We start from the raw sequence: 16,080 nt of genomic DNA on the forward strand, positions 1-16,080 counted from the left end.
TTTTTGAATCTATGCATCGTGCTTTTCCAAAATTGATTCCGATTTTGGAGCCGATGCGGCGGCGTCGAGGCCGCGCGAACGGAAGGCGTGGATGGTCTGCGCGAGAATGGCGACGGCGATCTCGGCGGGGCTGGCAGCTCCAATGTCGAGCCCGATCGGCGCATGGATGCGAGCGATCTGGTCGGCGCTCGCGCCGAGCGCCAGCAAGCGCTCGACCCGCTTGGCGTGGGTCTTTCTGCTGCCGAGCGCGCCGACATAGAAGCATCCGGCGTCGAGCGCCGCCTTCAAGGCGAAGTCGTCGATCTTCGGGTCATGGGTCACCGCGGCGAGCGCGGTATAGCTGTCGAGCGGCTGGCGTTCCAGCACATCCTGCGGCCAGGCCGCATGCAGCGCCACATCGGGAAAGCGGTCCGGTGTGGCAAAGGCGGTGCGCGGGTCGATGATCTCGACGGGATAGCCGGCGATCTTCGCCATCGGCGCCAGCGCCTGGCTGATGTGGACAGCACCGATTACCACCAGGCGTGGCTGCGGCAGATGCGCATTGAGAAAGAAGGTCCGTCCCTCGGCCTCGACCGAGCTCGAACTGCCTGATCGAAACGCCTTGGCGATCGCGGCTCCGAGATCTCCGGCGACATGATCGCCTTCGCGCACGATACGGTCGCGACCATCACCGAGATCGGTGACAAGGATCGCCGCGCGGCGGGCGCGGCGTTCGGCGTTCAAAGTTTTTAACGCGTATGGATCCATCTGAGATCAGCCCACTCTTTCAACATAGACCTTGATGCGCCCGCCGCAGGACAGGCCGACCTGCCATGCGGTTTCGTCGGCGACACCAAACTCCAGCATCCTGGGCTTGCCTGTGTCGATCACGTCGATGGCCTCGGTCACCACGGCGCCCTCGACGCAGCCGCCCGAGACGGAACCATGGAAATTGCCCTCCGCGTCGATGACCAGGTGACTGCCTGCCGGCCGAGGCGCCGACCCCCAGGTCTCGACCACGGTGGCGACGGCCACGTCCTTGCCTTCCTTCATCCAGCCTTCCGCGATGATCAGGGGGTCGCGGGCCTCATCGAGATAGATGCTGTTTTCCATGATCGCTTCTCCGAGAGTCTGTTTTTCCGGGAGTCTGTCTTCGCAAACATATGGTCATGCGGCGTGCAGTGCGCCAGCGTCCAACCACCGGCGCGGGTCGACGGAAAGAGCCGATTTCTTGTCCAGCGAAGCGCAGAGATCGGCGAGCGCATCGAGGTTGTGCACCGAGCGGAATTCGTCGACATGCGGCAGCATCGCCTTGACGCCGCGCGCGCGCGCCTGGAAGCCGTCGAAGCGCAGCAACGGGTTGAGCCAGATCAGCCGCCGGCAGGATTTATGCAGGCGCTCCATTTCCTCGGACAGGCCGGCGACGTCGTCGCGCTCAAGACCGTCGGTGATCAGCAACACCACAGCGCCCTGCCCCAGCACGCGCCGCGACCATGTCAGGTTGAACTCGGCGAGCGCATCGCCGATGCGCGTGCCGCCCGACCAGTCCCTGACCGCAACGGAACAGTCCGCGAGCGCGGCATCAGGATCGCGATGACGCATCTGCCGGGTCAAATTGGTCAGCCGGGTGCCGAAGACGAAAGTGTGCACGCGCCGGCGTTTTTCGGTCAGCGCATGCAGGAAATGCAGGAAGATGCGTGTGTACTGGCTCATCGAGCCGGAAATGTCGGCGAGCACCACCAATGGCGGATGGACCTCGCGCGGTGAGCGGAATTTCGGCAGGATCAGCTCGCCACCGGTACGCGCGGCCGAACGCATCATGGCGCGCGGGTCGATGCGGCGGCCATGTGCATCGGACTTGAATCGCCGGGTCCGCACCAGGTCGAAAGGCAGCCGCAGCTGGGCGATCGCCTTCCTGGCGTCCGCCATTTCCGCGGCATCCATCTGGGCAAAGTCCTTGCCCCGCAGAACCTCGTTGCCGGAAAAGGTGAAGCGGGCATCGACCTCGATTTCGGGGATTTCCTGCGCCGGCTGGTTCTTCCGGTGGCCCTCGAACATCGCCTGGCTGACGCGATTTTCGGCGGGGCGCGGCTTCTGCTTTTCCCTGACATCCGGCGCCACCGGCGAGAACATCGCCAGCAGCTTTTCGATCAGTTCGCGCGATTTCCAGAATAGCCGGAAAGCTTCGTCGAAAATGGCATGGTCTTCGTGACGCGACACCAGCACTGCGTGCAGCGTCCAGTAGAAATCATCACGCGAGCCGATGCCGGCGACGAGTACCGCCTCGATGGCGTCCTTGACCGATGCCGGTCCGACCCGCATCCCCGCCTTTCGCAAAGTGCGGCCGAAATAGACGATGTTGTCGGCGATGCGCCCGTCCGCTCTCGCCTCTTCCGGTTCGGCGCGGGAGATTGTCATGGCCCTACTCCGCCGCCGAGAGTTCGGCCTTCACCTCGTTGAGGATGCGCCTGCCCTCGCCCTCGCCAATACGGGCAATGTCGTCCTGGTATTTCAGCAGCACGCCGATCGTGTCGGACACGGTTTCCGGATCGAGCGCCACCTTGTCGAGTTCGGTCAGCGCACCGGCCCAGTCTATGGTCTCGGCGACGCCCGGCACCTTGAACAGCTCGATCTGGCGCAACTTCTGGATGAAGGAGACCACTTCGGCCGAAAGCCGCTGGTTGGCCTGCGGCACCTTCCGGCGCACGATCTCCAGCTCGCGTTCGGCGTTGGGATAATCGACCCAGTGATAGAGACAGCGCCGTTTCAGCGCGTCATGGATCTCGCGGGTGCGGTTCGTGGTGATGATGACGATAGGCGGTTCCTGCGCCTTGATCGTGCCGAGTTCGGGCACCGTCACCTGGAAATCGGAAAGGATTTCGAGCAGGAAGGCTTCGAACGCCTCGTCGGTGCGGTCGAGCTCGTCGATCAGGAAGACCGGGGCAGCGCCCCCTTCGCCGGTCAGCGCGTCGAGCACCGGGCGGCGGATCAGATACTTCTCGGAGAAGACATTGCGCTCCATGGCGGAGCGGTCGACCTTGCCGGCCGCCTCCTCCATGCGGATCTCGATCATCTGCGCGGCATAGTTCCACTCGTAGACGGCGGAGGAAACATCGAGGCCCTCATAGCATTGCAATCGGATCAGCCGGCGGCCGAGCGCCTGCGCCAGCACCTTGGCGATCTCCGTCTTGCCGACGCCGGCTTCGCCCTCGAGGAACAATGGCCGCTTCATGCGCAGCGACAGGAACAGCACGGTCGCCAGCGACCGGTCCGCCACATAATCCGCGCCGGTCAGGAGATCGAGCGTCTCGTCGATCGTCCGCGGCACGGCTCGCGCCTTCAACTCGGCCATTCTCTCTCCGTGAATGCAACCATCGTCAGAGAACGTAATAGCCGCGGTCGTGATAGATCAGCGGCCGCAAATTATCGCCCATGCGCAGGCCTGTCACCTTGCCAAAAAGCACACGATGGGTGGCCAGATCCTTGGTATCGATCAGCTCGCAGTCGAATACGGCGAGCGCGTCCTTCAAGGTTGGCGCTCCAGTTGAGATCACGTCCCATTCGGCAAGCGCGAAACGCTCCCCGACCGGCAGGCCGGTGATGCCGGAAAAGCCGATCGACAGCGGCTCCTGGTGCGAAGCCAGCGTGTTCAGGGCAAATCTGCCATTCTTCACGAACGGTTCGTTCTTGGGATTTTCGCGGTTGAGGCAAACCAGAATGGTCGGTGGCGTATCCGATACCGAACAGGCAGCGATCACCGTCGCGCCGCGCTTGCCGGCGGGCCCGTCGGTGGTAACCACATGGACGTGACCGGCAAAATGGCTCATCGCGTCGCGATAGGCTTGCGGTCCAATATCATTCTTCTTCAGCAACAGAATTTTCCAAGGCCAGAAACACCACCGCTATATATGGCGAGATATGACATGCCACAAGCGAAGTGCTTGGCCCATATCCCGAATTCGCGTGTTGCACCGAGACCGGGCAGCCTTTAGGTCTTGGCGGGAAATGACGCTTGCGAAATGCCGCAGGCTTGGAGGAACACTTCAACAGGATGGGATCCGGGGCAACGATATCCGCCGCACTGGCCTGGCTGTTCCTGGCCGGCGGCGCCAGCGCCCAGACGCTAACGGTCGGCGTCGCCGCCCCCTTGTCGGGACCATCGGCTATCCTCGGCAAGCAGATCGAGGCCGGCGCCGGGCTCGCGGCGGAAGCGAACGGCATCGATCTCAGGACCGTGGATGACGCCTGTACCGCGGATGGCGGCAGGGCCGCGGCCGGGGAATTCGCCGCCGCCAAGGTCAATGTGGTGGTCGGCTTTCTCTGCACCGAGGCGATCGAGGCGGCGATGCCGATCCTGAAGGACGCCAACATTCCGGTAATCACCGTCGGCGTGCGAACCGAAAGCCTGACCGACCGCCGCGCCAAGACCGGCTGGCCGGTCTATCGCCTCGGGCCGCGCGGCGACGACGAGCGCAACGCCGTCGCCTCTACCCTCACCCGCTTGTGGCAAAACGAATTGTTCGCCGTCATCGACGATGGCACCATCTATGGCCGCGAGCTCGCCGAAACATTGCGCGCGGCTGCGGAACAGGCGGCATTGAAGCCGGTCTTCGTCGACACGTTCCGACCGCAGCTTGACAACCAGATCGGGATGATTGGCCGGCTGAAGAAAGCCGGCGCAATGCACGTCTTTGCGGGCGGCGACGGCGAAGACATCGCAATCATGGGCCGCGATGCGGCGCAGCTCAACGCCGGCATGGTGTTTGCCGGCGGCGAAAACCTGCGCGCACCACCCGGCGATGTGCCGTATGCAACGGGCACGTTGATGATCGCACCGCCGGAGTGGGCCGATGTCGCCGACGCAAAAGTGCTCGGCGCCTTTGCCACGCAAAAGGTCGCGCCGGACGGCTACACATTGCCGGCCTATGCCGCTGTCGAGATCGCCAAAGCGGCGTCAAGCCTGGCCGAGAGTTCAGGCAGGCCGCTCGCCGACGCACTAACCGGGCAAGATTTCGCCACTGCAATCGGACCGATCCGCTTCGATGCGAAAGGTGACCTCAGCCAAAACCCCTACCGCGTCTTCCGCTTCGACGGCACGCGCTTCGCGCCATTTGAAAGCAACTGATGTTCCGTACCGGCCCGCGCAATCTGATCACCGACGTTGCCGGCCTGCGCGTCGGCAATGCTTCGGACGGCAATCTGAAATCCGGCGTCACGGCGATCCTTTGCGACGAACCGGCGGTGGCCGGCGTGCAGATCCTGGGCGGTGCGCCGGGCACCCGCGAGACCGATCTGCTCGAACCGCACAACTCGGTCGAGGCGGTCCACGCCGTGGTGCTTTCGGGCGGCTCGGCTTTCGGCCTGGACGCGGCGTCCGGCGTGCAGGCGGCGCTGCGTGAACGTGGCATCGGCTTCGAGGTCGGTGGTTTTCGCGTGCCGATCGTCCCGGCGGCGATCCTGTTTGACCTGCGCAATGGCGGCGACAAAGATTGGGGCCGCTATCCGCCCTATCGCGACCTCGGCTATGAGGCGGCGCAAACCGCCGCCGCCGATTTCCAGCTCGGCACGATCGGCGCCGGCACCGGTGCGCTCACCTCAGGGTTGAAGGGTGGCTTGGGGTCGGCTTCGACGCTGCTCGACAGCGGCGTCACCGTCGGCGCCTTGGCCGCCGTCAATCCCACCGGCTCGGTGACCATCAGCCGAAGCCGCCATTTCTGGGCAGCGCCGTTCGAGATCGGCGACGAATTCGGCGGGCTTGGCTATCCCTCGCCGATGCCGGTCGGCGCAAAAAAGATCTTGCTAAAGTACCGCGACAAACATCTCGGAAGCCAGATGGAGACCGGCGGCAACACCACCATCGCCGTCATCGCCACCGACGCCGTCCTCACCAAGGCCGCAGCAAAGCGCCTGGCGATCTCGGCCCATGATGGTTTCGTGCGCGCCATATGGCCCACGCACACGCCAGCCGACGGCGATCTGGTGTTTGCGCTGGCGACGGGGACGAGTGGGGTCGAACTCGCGGCGGACGCGGCGATCGATCTCTATGCCATGGCCGGCGCCACCATGGCGCGCGCCATCAGCCGCGGCGTGTTTGCCGCGACGCCAGCCGCAGGTGATCTGTTTCCAGTCTGGTCGTCCCGCTCGGGGTGAAGCGAAGGATGTCGATCAGACCCGGCCGGATTTTTCTTCCTCGAACGTCACCGCGACATCGGCATTCGCCGACAGCCACACCTTGTTGCCATCGGCCTCGGCAATCAGGCTCAGGGGAATATAGTGATGATGACCCTTGTGAGCACCCTCACCGCTGTCGACCTTGGTCAGCTTGATGCGCTCGCCCTCGATCCTGTCGACGGTGCCGACATGCACGCCATCGGCGCCGACGACTTCCATATGTTCACGAATTTTGCTGGTGTCGGTCATGGTGGTTCTCCATTGGGACTGCCGACAATAACAAATGACCGGCCGATTGGATGCATCGGCTTCGACCGCACGACGTTTCGATCCCGTCGTGGTAGGGGATTGCAACGACTAAGGCTGCCGGAGTGAGAAAAATGCGACTGCTTTTCCTGTTCGCCCTTTCCCTGCTCGCACAGTTTGCAATGTCCATCGCTGTTCGTGCCGGCGATGTCGCCGAGCTCGAAATTCTGGGCTTCAACAAGGATGGCAGCATGTTCGCCTTCGAGGAGTATGGCGTCCAGGACGGATCGGGCTTTCCCTACGCCAATCGCTATTATATCGACGTGCGCCAATATGGCTTCGAGGGGCCGGACTTTCGCTGGATCGCGGTGACCGGCCGCCCGTGATACCGCTCATCCAGCCCGCCAGGCGCCATCGCGCCCTGAACCGCCTCCGGAGCGCGGTGCCGAGGCTCCATACAGCGTTTTCGGCGCCTTGTTGTGGGCCGTGGCGATGGGCGCCAGCGCGCTGGCCAACCTGATGTTGGGCGACTGGGAGACGCCGGAGAAAATCCGCACCGTGTCGCTGCTTTTTGCGAGCGGCGGTGTACTCGCCTTTCCGGCGGGTTTGTTTGCGGCGCGGCTGGTCTCGCTCGGCAGAGGCTCGGAGGTCGGTTTCGCCGCGGCTTTCGCATGCCTCGCTGGCGCGACGGTCGGCCTGACCAGCGGGCTGTTTGCGCTGCAATACCGATCCTATTACGCCGAATGGCATGCACCTGCCTTCACCCTCACCTGGGGCTTCCAGTTGGTCTTCACGATGCTGGTGGCGCTCTACCAGTTCGTGGTGCTGGGCATCCGGCTTTATTTTCCGCTTGGTTTCGTCGCCTTGTTTGCCGCCAGCGTCTGGTTTGCGCGGCAGCAGCGTTGAGCATTTGGTCCACCTCTGTTAGGACGCGGGCTAACCCTCCGACACATCAGGACTGACCGATGATCCCTCGCTATTCCCGGCCGGAAATGGTCGCCATCTGGTCGCCCGAAACCCGGTTTCGCATCTGGTTCGAGATCGAGGCCCATGCCTGCGACGCGCTGGCCGAACTCGGCGTCATTCCGAAGGAAGCGGCAAAAACCATCTGGCAAAAAGGCGGCGCGGCGCAATTCAACGTCGAGGCGATCGACGAGATCGAGCGCGTCACCAAGCATGATGTCATCGCCTTCCTTACTCACCTTGCCGAATTCGTCGGACCGGACGCTCGCTTCATCCACCAGGGCATGACGTCTTCGGACGTTCTCGACACTTGCTTTGCGGTTCAGCTCACCCGGGCAAGCGACATCCTGCTCGCCGATATCGACGGCCTGCTTGCGGCGCTCAGGCGCCGTGCCTTCGAGCACAAGGACACCGTCACCATCGGCCGCAGCCATGGCATTCATGCCGAGCCTACGACCTTCGGCGTCAAACTGGCGCAGGCCTATGCCGAGTTCTCGCGCTGCCGCGAGCGGCTGGTGCATGCCAGGGAAGACATCGCCACCTGCGCGATTTCTGGCGCGGTCGGCACGTTCGCCAATATCGACCCCTATGTCGAGGAGCATGTGGCGGCAAAGCTCGGTCTGAAGCCGGAGCCGGTGTCGACGCAGGTGATCCCGCGCGACCGCCATGCCATGTTCTTCGCCACGCTCGGCGTCATCGCCTCGTCGATCGAACGGCTCGCGGTCGAGGTCCGGCATCTGCAGCGCACCGAGGTGCTGGAAGCGGAAGAGTATTTTTCGCCGGGCCAGAAAGGCTCGTCGGCGATGCCGCACAAGCGCAACCCGGTGCTGACCGAAAACCTCACCGGCCTTGCCCGCATGGTGCGCTCCATGGCGCTGCCGGCGATGGAGAATGTGGCGCTCTGGCACGAGCGCGACATCTCGCACTCCTCTGTCGAGCGGATGATCGGCCCGGACGCCACCGTGACGCTGGATTTCGCGCTGTCGCGGCTGACCAGCGTCGTCGACAAGCTGGTCGTCTATCCCGAGAACATGCTGAAGAACATGAACAAGTTCCGCGGCCTCGTGCATTCGCAGCGCGTGATGCTGGCACTGACCCAAGCGGGCCTGTCGCGTGAGGATTCCTATCGGCTGGTGCAGCGCAACGCCATGAAAGTGTGGGAGCAAGGCGCTGATTTTCTTGAAGAACTGCTGGCCGACAAGGAAGTGACCGCAGCGCTGCCCGAGACGGAAATTCGCGAGAAATTCGACTTGGGCTATCACACCAAGCACGTCGATACGATTTTTAGGCGGGTGTTCGGGGAAGCCTGAGGCGAGCTGTCCTTCTCCCCGTTCACGGGGAGAAGGTGCCCGAAGGGCGGATGAGGGGCGGCGCCAGCTTCGGCGACTATCACACCCGTCTGTCGTGAAACCTCCTGACGCTGGCGCTGCCCCTCATTGCCCTGCCCGTCCTCCGCAGCAGCTGCGCTGCAGCTACGGAGGGTGGACCGGGCATTTCTCCCCGTAAACGGGGAGAAAGAGGCTGTCGCCACCTCCGCTCACGCCTTGCCAGGCACAGTCCTGATCACCGTACCCCAGGGATCCTCGCGGGTCGTCTCGCCGGTCACATTGTCCGAGCGCATTTCGACCCATGCTAGACCCGCGCGCGAGGCGTCTCGCCGGCCAGCACCTGGGCTGCGCCAGGCATTGGCGCCGATGTGGTGGTGATAACCACCGGATGACAGGAACACCGCCTGGCCACCGTATTTGGCCACCGTGTCGAAGCCGAATTCCTGGTTCCACCAGGCCTCGGCGTCTTCCGGCCTGCCGACGCGCAGGTGGACATGGCCGACAATGCTGTTTTCCGGCGCGCCCTGCCAGCCGGCATCGCCCGCCGGCACATCGGCGACGACGGAGGGAATGTTCAGCCGTTCGGTTGCCATGGCGATCTTATCGCCATTCCATTTCCAGTCCTGCGGACGGCGGTCGGCATAGATTTCGATGCCGTTGCCCTCGGGATCCGTCAGGTACAGCGCCTCGCTGACCAGATGGTCCGAAGCACCCTCGATGGCGATGTTGTCGGCGATCGCGTGATTGATCCAGCGGCCGAGATCGGCGCGGCTGGGCAGCAGGAAAGCGGTATGGAACAGGCCGGCGCTCTGCGGATCGTCCGGCTTGGCCGAAGGATCCGCCTCGATGACCAGCAGCGGACGGTTCGCGGCGCCAAGCGTGATCGCACCACCGGCACGGCTCAATTCCCTGAGCCCGACGACGCTGCGATAGTAGGCGGCGAGACCCTCGGCGTCGCGCGCTTTCAGGCCGACGCGCGACACGCTGACCGGCGTGGTCGCGGCAAAAGGCAGTTCACTCATCAAACTCTCCGTTCGGCCGGCCCTGAAATTCCCAAAACCGGGAGCCCCGCGCCGCCGCTCACTATACGTCGTGTCAGTTCCAAAGGAGGATTCTGCACACGGCTGTTTCTTGTCTTGACGTAAATCGTCTATCGGCATCGTTCACACAAGGCTTGAAGAAGCGAACATCGTGTTCACTATTGTGATCAAGAGCGTGGTCCAGGACCGTTGCACGAAGCGATGCCGCTCGCTATCTCAGCGCCATGAAGGTCAAAGACGCAGATATTCTCATCGTGCCCGGCTACACCAACTCCGGACCCGAGCATTGGCAAAGCCGCTGGCAATCGAAGCTGTCGACCGCGCGGCGCGTCGAGCAGGCGGAGTGGTCGAAGCCCGTGCGCGAGGACTGGACCGCAAGCGTGGCCAAAGCCGTCAATGAGGCCGACAGGCCGGTTGTCATCGTCGCCCACTCGCTTGGCGTCGCCGCGGCCGTGCAGGCCATCCCGCGGTTCGTGAAGCCGGTCGCCGGCGCCTTCTTCGTGGCGCCACCCGATGTTGCCAATCCCAAGATCAAGCCGAAGCATCTGATGACCTTCGGCCCCTACCCGCGCGAGCCGCTGCCTTTCCCTTCGATCGTGATCGCCAGCCGCAACGACCCGTTCTGCGCCTTCGATGTCGCCGAGGACATCGCCGGCACCTGGGGCTCGCTGTTCATCGATGCCGGCGAAACCGGCCATCTCAACGCCGATTCAGGCTTTGGCCCGTGGCCCGAAGGCTCAATGACCTTCGCCAGGTTTCTGACGGACCTGTGATACAGACTACCAAAAGTCTGCGCGGAGAGCATAGGAAGAAGTCTTTGGGCTCCAATAAACAATAATTTAAGGCGGATCGCGATAATCTCTTCAGACATAGCGCAATGTGTCTGAATAAACATGCGCTACAGCTAAAATAACAAATCTTCGCCGTCAAACAAAGGCCAACACGTGCGCAAGGATGCTTCCCTCGAACTCTTGAGAGGCGTGGCGGCGCTCGTCGTTGTGAACGGGCATACTCTGCATGCTTTTGCGCCGTCGGCGGACGGCGCTGGAGATAAGGCCGCGCAATCGCTCAAAACAAGTCTCGCTTTCATCGCCTTCAATGGCAGCTCCGCCGTCTGCTTGTTCTTCGTCCTTTCGTCCTATGTGCTTGTGAAGCGTTATTTTCAGTCCCGCAAAGCAGAAGATCTTCTGCTGGGCGCGATCAAGCGCTTGCCGCGCCTGGCTGGTCCAGTGGTTGTCGCGGTTCTGTCGTCCTGCATCATCTTCAAGCTCGACCTGTACTTTTTCGAGGATGCGGCCGCTCTCACCCAGTCTGAGTGGCTGAGCAGCTTCGGCAATGCCTCAAAGGTGCTTTCGCGAGAGACCGCGAGTTTCGCCGACGCGTTCCTGCAAGGGGCCTGGCGGACGTTCGTTTACGGTGACCGGTATTATGACAGCAGCCTCTGGACCATGGGGCTCGAGTTCTGGGGGAGCATGCTGACCTTCGCCCTCGCCCCGATTATCTTTTTCGTCCAAGACCGCTCGGCGCTGCTGTCCTGGTTCGGCATCGCGATAGGCATATTCCTGACGTTGCAAGTCAGCTTCTTTTTTTGCGCCTTTCCGGCCAGCCTCCTGCTCTATTCTTTTCTTGCCATGGGTTTTCGTCCGAATCGGTGGCTGACAGGTGCCATGGTGACGTTTTCCCTGGCGCTTCTGGGCTATGCCGGGAGTTCTGTAGGCATATACAGCCCCTTCGCCGTGCTTGAGATTGCAGTTTCCGATATAGGCTTGCGGCAAGCCTGCGTGGCCATCCCGGCAAGCATCATGTTGGTCTACGCCATGCTGAGTATGGATGCTCCGCCGCCATGGCTCTCTGGTAAGGCAGCACGTTTCCTGGGCGATCTGTCTTTCCCGCTGTACCTCGTGCATGTGCCGGTCATCTGCTCACTGGGATCATGGGTCCTGTTGGCCAGCGGCTCCGCCGCACTCGGCGCCGCAGCCGCCATACTGGGCTCGATCCTGGCGGCTTTGCCGCTGATGGCCTTCAACAACTGGTGGGTCCGGACGATCGCTGCCCCGTTCGACAAATTGAGACGCGACCGGTCCGTCGCAGCGGCGCTCGCGGCGAAGGCCTGACCACATGATACTCGCGGCGGCCGTTCGTCCGGTTCGGATTCAGGCTTCGATCGAGTCCCGAATGCCCTTCAGCAGGGTCTTTGCCCCCAGTGAAATCAGCGAATGCTCGGATCCGGTGGCCAGCAGGCGATAGCCCATCGCCACGACGCGGCCGGCGATGGCCGGTTCGATGACGTAGATCGCCGCGTGCTTGCCGGCCTTGCGGGTACGCTCGGCGATCGAGGCCACGGTTTCCATCATGCTTTCGAGCGTCGAATTGACGGTTGCGCCGTTCGACCAGGCGATCGAGAAATCCGACGGTCCGAGGAAAATGCCGTCAATGCCCGGCGTGTCGAGAATGCCGTCGAGCGCGTCGAGTGCGGCGCGCGTCTCGACCATGGCGAAGGCCATGGTGCGCTGGTTGGCGTCGCGCAGCCATTCGGCCTGGTCGCCCTTGCCATGGCGCGGGAAGGCATAGGTCGGACCCCAGGAGCGCTCGCCGAGCGGCGGATATTTCATCGCCGCGGCGAAGAGTTTTGCATCGGCGACCGAGTTCACCATCGGCGCGATGACCGCCTCGGCGCCGAAATCGAGCGCCCGGCTCGCCATATCGAAACGGCCGACGGGAATACGCACCAGCGCCGGCTTGCCGGTTGCCAGCACCGGCGCGAGGCCCCGCAGAACGCTGTCCTCGTGATGCCCGCCATGCTGCATGTCGAGGGTGACGGCATCGAAGCCCTGCCTGGCGAGGATCTCGACGGTCAAGGCGTCCGGTACGCCCGACCAGGCGGTGATCAGCGTTTCATCGGCGGCAAGGCGGGACTTCAGGGACATCGGAGCTTTCCTTGTTAATCACCGCAGTTTCAGCTTGAAATCGCGGCAAAGCAAAGAAAAACCGCCCGGGCGAACCGGGCGGTCGATTGGTCCAGCGGCCGGATCAGGTGTTCTTGATCTGCTCGATCGCCTGCGCCATCAGTTCGTCCATGGTGCGGCGGATCTGATGATCGGACTGATCGACACCGGCGGCATCGAAATCCTTGCGGATCTTGCGGAACACGTCGTGGTCGCCGGCTTCCTCGATATCGGAAACAACCACTTCCTTGGCATAGGCGTCGGCATCGGCGCCGGATTTTCCGAGCTTTTCGGCGGCCCACAGGCCGAGCGCCTTGTTGCGGCGCGCCGCAGCCTTGAACCGAAGTTCCTCATCGAAGGCGAACTTGCGCTCAAACCCCTCTTCGCGATCCTTCATGCTGCTCATGGCGTCCCTCCGGGTCAAATCCGATTCGTTGAAGGCGAATATGTGTGTCGCCGAAGCACAAACCAAAAGGTCGCGAGCCGGTCAATATGCTTCATTGCATGCTGCGCTGCGGCATTTCAGTCCCGAAAGCGGTTGATTGAAAGGATTTGCCGATTGAGCAAACGGTGCGATTGGGATAGACCCGGCATTGAACCCTACCGTAGCCGCACTATTTCAGGCCCACGGACAGGAAATGGTTGCTTGCCGCCTGCCCGGAAATCCAGAGAAAAATCAGATGAAAAATCGCCGCCGCATTTATGAAGGCAAGGCCAAGATCCTCTATGAGGGCCCCGAGCCGGGCACGCTCATCCAGTTCTTCAAGGATGACGCGACCGCATTCAACAAGAAGAAACACGAGGTTGTCGACGGCAAGGGCGTGCTCAACAACCGCATTTCCGAGCACATCTTCAATCATCTTAACCGCATGGGCATCCCGACCCACTTCATCCGCCGGCTCAACATGCGCGAGCAGTTGATCAAGGAAGTCGAGATTATCCCGCTCGAAGTGGTCGTGCGCAATGTCGCGGCCGGTTCGCTGTCGACGCGCCTCGGCATCGAGGAAGGCACCGTTCTGCCGCGCTCGATCATCGAATTCTATTACAAGGCCGACGCGCTCGACGATCCGATGGTGTCGGAAGAACACATTACCGCCTTCGGCTGGGCAAGCCCGCAGGAAATCGACGACGTCATGGCGCTTGCCATCCGCGTCAACGACTTCCTCTCCGGCCTGTTCATGGGCGTCGGCATCCAGCTTGTCGATTTCAAGATCGAATGCGGCCGCCTGTTCGAGGGCGACATGATGCGCATCGTCGTCGCCGACGAGATTTCGCCGGACTCCTGCCGCCTGTGGGACGTGGCGACGCAGGACAAGCTCGACAAGGACCGTTTCCGCCGCGACATGGGCGGCCTCGTCGAAGCCTACCAGGAAGTTGCCCGCCGCCTCGGAATCATGAACGAGAACGAGCCGCCGCGCCCCATGGGCCCGGTGCTTGTCGCCTCGACCGAAGGCATCAAAGGCAAGCCGCACTGACCAGGGATTCGAACAGGAGCATGTCCAGCGTGATCAAGGCCCGCATTACCGTGACCCTCAAGAACGGTGTCCTCGACCCGCAAGGCAAGGCGATCGAGCACGCGCTGTCCGGGCTGGGGTTCGGCGGCGTCGGTGCGGTGCGCCAGGGTAAGGTGTTCGACGTCGAACTGGCGGAAAGCGACAAGACCAAGGCCGAGGCCGATCTGAAGGCGATGTGCGACAAGCTGCTGGCGAATACCGTGATTGAGAACTATAGTGTGACACTTACCTGAGGTTGTACCGGAGGCATGATGTCGGAAGTCACGAATGAATTGATGTTCGAACTTCTGAAGCGCGTGCATCACGAAGTCGCTGAACTCCGTCAAGATGACGCCAAGGTTAAGCGGGAGTTGAATGTGATACGCGGCCACATGGTCGCGACCCAAAACGATATCCATAACATATATGGCATTCTCACTCGTCACGACGATCGGATCGAACGCATAGAACGCCGTACCGACCTGCGCGAACGCGCCAAAGCCCAGAGGCCTTACGAACCACAATGAAATCAGCCGTCGTCCTCCTGCCTGGTCTCAACCGCGACCGCGACATGATCGCGGCGCTGACCAAGATTTCCGGAAAGCCGCCGGTCACGGTGTGGCAGACCGACACCGAGATCCCGGACGTCGACCTGATCGCCATTCCGGGGGGCTTTTCCTTCGGCGACTATCTGCGTTGCGGCGCGATCGCGGCACGCATGCCCATCATGCGGGCGGTCGCCGAAAAGGCAGCTGCGGGGGTGACGGTCATCGGCGTCTGCAACGGCTTTCAGATCCTGGTTGAGGCCGGCCTGCTGCCAGGCGCCTTGATGCGCAACACTTCGCTGAAGTTCGTCTGCCGGCAGGTGAAGCTTGAGATCGCCAACGCCAACACCATGTTCACCCGCCGCTATCAGCCGGGCCAGATCATCCGCTCGCCGGTCGCCCATCATGACGGCAACTACTTCGCCGATGCCGACGCGCTTGCCCGCCTCGAAGGCGAGGGACAGGTGGTGTTCCGCTATGCGGAAGGCACCAACCCCAACGGCTCGATCAACGACATTGCCGGTATCATCAACGAACGCGGCAATGTGCTCGGCCTTATGCCGCACCCGGAAAACCTGATCGAAGCGGCCCATGGCGGCAGCGACGGTCGTGGGCTGTTCGAGAGTGCGCTCGGCATTGCCGCCTGACATCATTCCAGCCCGCTTCATTGGGCAAGTCCGTTTTATGGGGGAGAGAGACGGTCATGAAACTCTATTCGCGGCCGTTGTCGCCCTATTCATCCATCGTGCGGGCGCTGGCCTACATCAAGGACGTGCCGCTCAAGATCATCGCGCCGCCGCCCGGCTTTCCGATCCCCGAAGCGTTTCGCGCCATTTCACCACTCAACCGGATTCCGGTACTGATCACCGGCTCGGGCGAGACGATCGTCGAATCGGTGGTCATCGCCGAATATCTGGAAGAGCGCTTTCCCGAACCCGCGCTGCTGCCGCCCGATTCCAAGGACCGTGCGCTGGTGCGCATGTTCGCCCGCATCACCGATCTCGATGTGCTGACACCGACGATGAAGCTTTTCGAGCTGCATTTCGTGCCGAAGCGCGACAGCGCACAGATCGACGCCCAATTCGCCCGCCTGCATCACGGACTGGCGGCAATCGAGACGCGCATGGCGCAGGGCCCGTTCGCACTCGGCAACGACATCAGCTTCGCCGACGCATGGCTAACCCCGACGCGATTCATCTTGAACAATTTCCGCGCCATGACCGGCCGCCACGACCTGCTCGACGCCTATCCCAAATTCGACGCCTATGAACAGATCGCGTCGCAGCACCCGGCATTGTCGCGAGTGTGGGGGGAGATGACCGACGGCTTGAAGATCTTTCTGTCCGAACTCGAGATGGGTGCCGCTTGAT

General features: G+C 62.5%; 20 protein-coding genes and 1 pseudogene. 12 read left to right on the plus strand and 9 right to left on the minus strand.

Going from position 1 to position 16,080, the window contains the following annotated elements; all coding sequences use genetic code 11:
* Positions 1-9: 9 nt before the first annotated feature.
* Genes NKJ26_RS06295 through NKJ26_RS06315 form a run of 5 tightly spaced genes read right to left on the minus strand, consistent with a single transcriptional unit; the run spans position 10 to position 3,851 of the window.
* The gene (locus NKJ26_RS06295; RefSeq protein WP_352694546.1) at positions 10-747 is read right to left on the minus strand and encodes an XdhC family protein; all 738 of its coding nucleotides are present in this window, start codon (positions 745-747) and stop codon (positions 10-12) included.
* A 6-nt stretch (positions 748-753) separates the two neighbouring features.
* Positions 754-1,092 carry an XdhC family protein gene (locus NKJ26_RS06300; protein ID WP_352694548.1) on the minus strand — a complete coding sequence of 113 codons (339 nt, stop codon included), beginning with the start codon at positions 1,090-1,092 and terminating at the stop codon, positions 754-756.
* Between the two features lie 54 nt (positions 1,093-1,146).
* Positions 1,147-2,397 (minus strand): vWA domain-containing protein, encoded by a 1,251-nt coding sequence (locus tag NKJ26_RS06305; RefSeq protein ID WP_352694550.1) that lies wholly within the window; start codon positions 2,395-2,397, stop codon positions 1,147-1,149.
* A gap of 4 nt (positions 2,398-2,401) precedes the next feature.
* A complete protein-coding gene (locus NKJ26_RS06310; protein ID WP_027028140.1) occupies positions 2,402-3,331 on the minus strand; it encodes an AAA family ATPase in 930 nt (309 codons plus the stop codon).
* 25 nt (positions 3,332-3,356) lie between these two features.
* The gene (locus NKJ26_RS06315) at positions 3,357-3,851 is read right to left on the minus strand and encodes a flavin reductase (protein ID WP_352694552.1); all 495 of its coding nucleotides are present in this window, start codon (positions 3,849-3,851) and stop codon (positions 3,357-3,359) included.
* A gap of 179 nt (positions 3,852-4,030) precedes the next feature.
* On the opposite strand from NKJ26_RS06315, the gene NKJ26_RS06320 reads away from it, so the two are divergent.
* Together NKJ26_RS06320 and NKJ26_RS06325 are read left to right on the plus strand one after the other, a co-directional pair.
* Entirely contained in the window at positions 4,031-5,104 is a 1,074-nt protein-coding gene (locus NKJ26_RS06320; protein ID WP_352694554.1) for a branched-chain amino acid ABC transporter substrate-binding protein, read from the plus strand.
* Positions 5,104-6,129 carry a P1 family peptidase gene (locus tag NKJ26_RS06325; RefSeq protein WP_352694556.1) on the plus strand — a complete coding sequence of 342 codons (1,026 nt, stop codon included), beginning with the start codon at positions 5,104-5,106 and terminating at the stop codon, positions 6,127-6,129. The genes NKJ26_RS06320 and NKJ26_RS06325 overlap by 1 nt, the downstream gene beginning before the upstream one ends.
* Positions 6,130-6,144: 15 nt before the next feature.
* On the opposite strand, the gene NKJ26_RS06330 is transcribed toward NKJ26_RS06325, so the two are convergent.
* On the minus strand, positions 6,145-6,399 hold the full coding sequence (locus NKJ26_RS06330; RefSeq protein WP_352602329.1) for a DUF2171 domain-containing protein: 255 nt from the start codon (positions 6,397-6,399) through the stop codon (positions 6,145-6,147).
* A gap of 131 nt (positions 6,400-6,530) precedes the next feature.
* Here NKJ26_RS06330 and NKJ26_RS06335 point away from each other — a divergent pair.
* The 3 genes and pseudogenes from NKJ26_RS06335 to purB form a co-directional block, all read left to right on the plus strand.
* A pseudogene (locus NKJ26_RS06335) lies at positions 6,531-6,737 on the plus strand (DUF2259 domain-containing protein); the annotation flags it as partial.
* Positions 6,738-6,888: 151 nt separating this feature from the next.
* Positions 6,889-7,302, plus strand: coding sequence for a hypothetical protein (locus tag NKJ26_RS06340; RefSeq protein WP_352694558.1), 414 nt, complete (start codon positions 6,889-6,891; stop codon positions 7,300-7,302).
* Between the two features lie 59 nt (positions 7,303-7,361).
* On the plus strand, positions 7,362-8,669 hold the full coding sequence (purB, locus tag NKJ26_RS06345) for an adenylosuccinate lyase (RefSeq protein ID WP_352694560.1): 1,308 nt from the start codon (positions 7,362-7,364) through the stop codon (positions 8,667-8,669).
* A gap of 227 nt (positions 8,670-8,896) precedes the next feature.
* Here the strand turns inward: purB and NKJ26_RS06350 are convergent, their stop codons facing one another.
* Positions 8,897-9,709: a VOC family protein gene (locus NKJ26_RS06350; protein WP_352602335.1), complete on the minus strand. Its 813-nt coding sequence runs from the start codon at positions 9,707-9,709 to the stop codon at positions 8,897-8,899.
* 242 nt (positions 9,710-9,951) lie between these two features.
* Here NKJ26_RS06350 and NKJ26_RS06355 point away from each other — a divergent pair, with 242 nt between their 5' ends.
* Both NKJ26_RS06355 and NKJ26_RS06360 read left to right on the plus strand, forming a co-directional pair.
* Positions 9,952-10,500 carry an RBBP9/YdeN family alpha/beta hydrolase gene (locus tag NKJ26_RS06355; protein WP_352694562.1) on the plus strand — a complete coding sequence of 183 codons (549 nt, stop codon included), beginning with the start codon at positions 9,952-9,954 and terminating at the stop codon, positions 10,498-10,500.
* 171 nt (positions 10,501-10,671) lie between these two features.
* Positions 10,672-11,841, plus strand: a complete 1,170-nt coding sequence (locus NKJ26_RS06360) for an acyltransferase family protein (RefSeq protein WP_352694564.1) — start codon at positions 10,672-10,674, stop codon at positions 11,839-11,841.
* A gap of 39 nt (positions 11,842-11,880) precedes the next feature.
* On the opposite strand, the gene NKJ26_RS06365 is transcribed toward NKJ26_RS06360, so the two are convergent.
* Positions 11,881-12,654, minus strand: a complete 774-nt coding sequence (locus tag NKJ26_RS06365) for an HpcH/HpaI aldolase family protein (RefSeq protein WP_352694566.1) — start codon at positions 12,652-12,654, stop codon at positions 11,881-11,883.
* A gap of 103 nt (positions 12,655-12,757) precedes the next feature.
* Positions 12,758-13,078: a DUF1476 domain-containing protein gene (locus NKJ26_RS06370; protein WP_027028128.1), complete on the minus strand. Its 321-nt coding sequence runs from the start codon at positions 13,076-13,078 to the stop codon at positions 12,758-12,760.
* A 274-nt stretch (positions 13,079-13,352) separates the two neighbouring features.
* On the opposite strand from NKJ26_RS06370, the gene purC reads away from it, so the two are divergent.
* Genes purC through NKJ26_RS06395 form a run of 5 tightly spaced genes read left to right on the plus strand, consistent with a single transcriptional unit; the run spans position 13,353 to position 16,079 of the window.
* Complete coding sequence (purC, locus tag NKJ26_RS06375) at positions 13,353-14,147, plus strand: phosphoribosylaminoimidazolesuccinocarboxamide synthase (RefSeq protein ID WP_352602343.1); 795 nt, start codon at positions 13,353-13,355, stop codon at positions 14,145-14,147.
* A 29-nt stretch (positions 14,148-14,176) separates the two neighbouring features.
* Positions 14,177-14,419: a phosphoribosylformylglycinamidine synthase subunit PurS gene (purS, locus tag NKJ26_RS06380; protein ID WP_352602564.1), complete on the plus strand. Its 243-nt coding sequence runs from the start codon at positions 14,177-14,179 to the stop codon at positions 14,417-14,419.
* An 18-nt stretch (positions 14,420-14,437) separates the two neighbouring features.
* Positions 14,438-14,692, plus strand: coding sequence for a hypothetical protein (locus tag NKJ26_RS06385; protein ID WP_352602345.1), 255 nt, complete (start codon positions 14,438-14,440; stop codon positions 14,690-14,692).
* Complete coding sequence (gene purQ, locus NKJ26_RS06390) at positions 14,689-15,357, plus strand: phosphoribosylformylglycinamidine synthase subunit PurQ (RefSeq protein WP_352694569.1); 669 nt, start codon at positions 14,689-14,691, stop codon at positions 15,355-15,357. Before NKJ26_RS06385 ends, purQ begins: the two co-directional genes overlap by 4 nt.
* Positions 15,358-15,413: 56 nt before the next feature.
* Positions 15,414-16,079, plus strand: a complete 666-nt coding sequence (locus tag NKJ26_RS06395; RefSeq protein WP_352602347.1) for a glutathione S-transferase family protein — start codon at positions 15,414-15,416, stop codon at positions 16,077-16,079.
* The last annotated feature ends 1 nt before the right edge of the window (position 16,080 follow it).

This window comes from Mesorhizobium sp. M0152, from assembly GCF_040322415.1.
Lineage (GTDB): Bacteria > Pseudomonadota > Alphaproteobacteria > Rhizobiales > Rhizobiaceae > Mesorhizobium.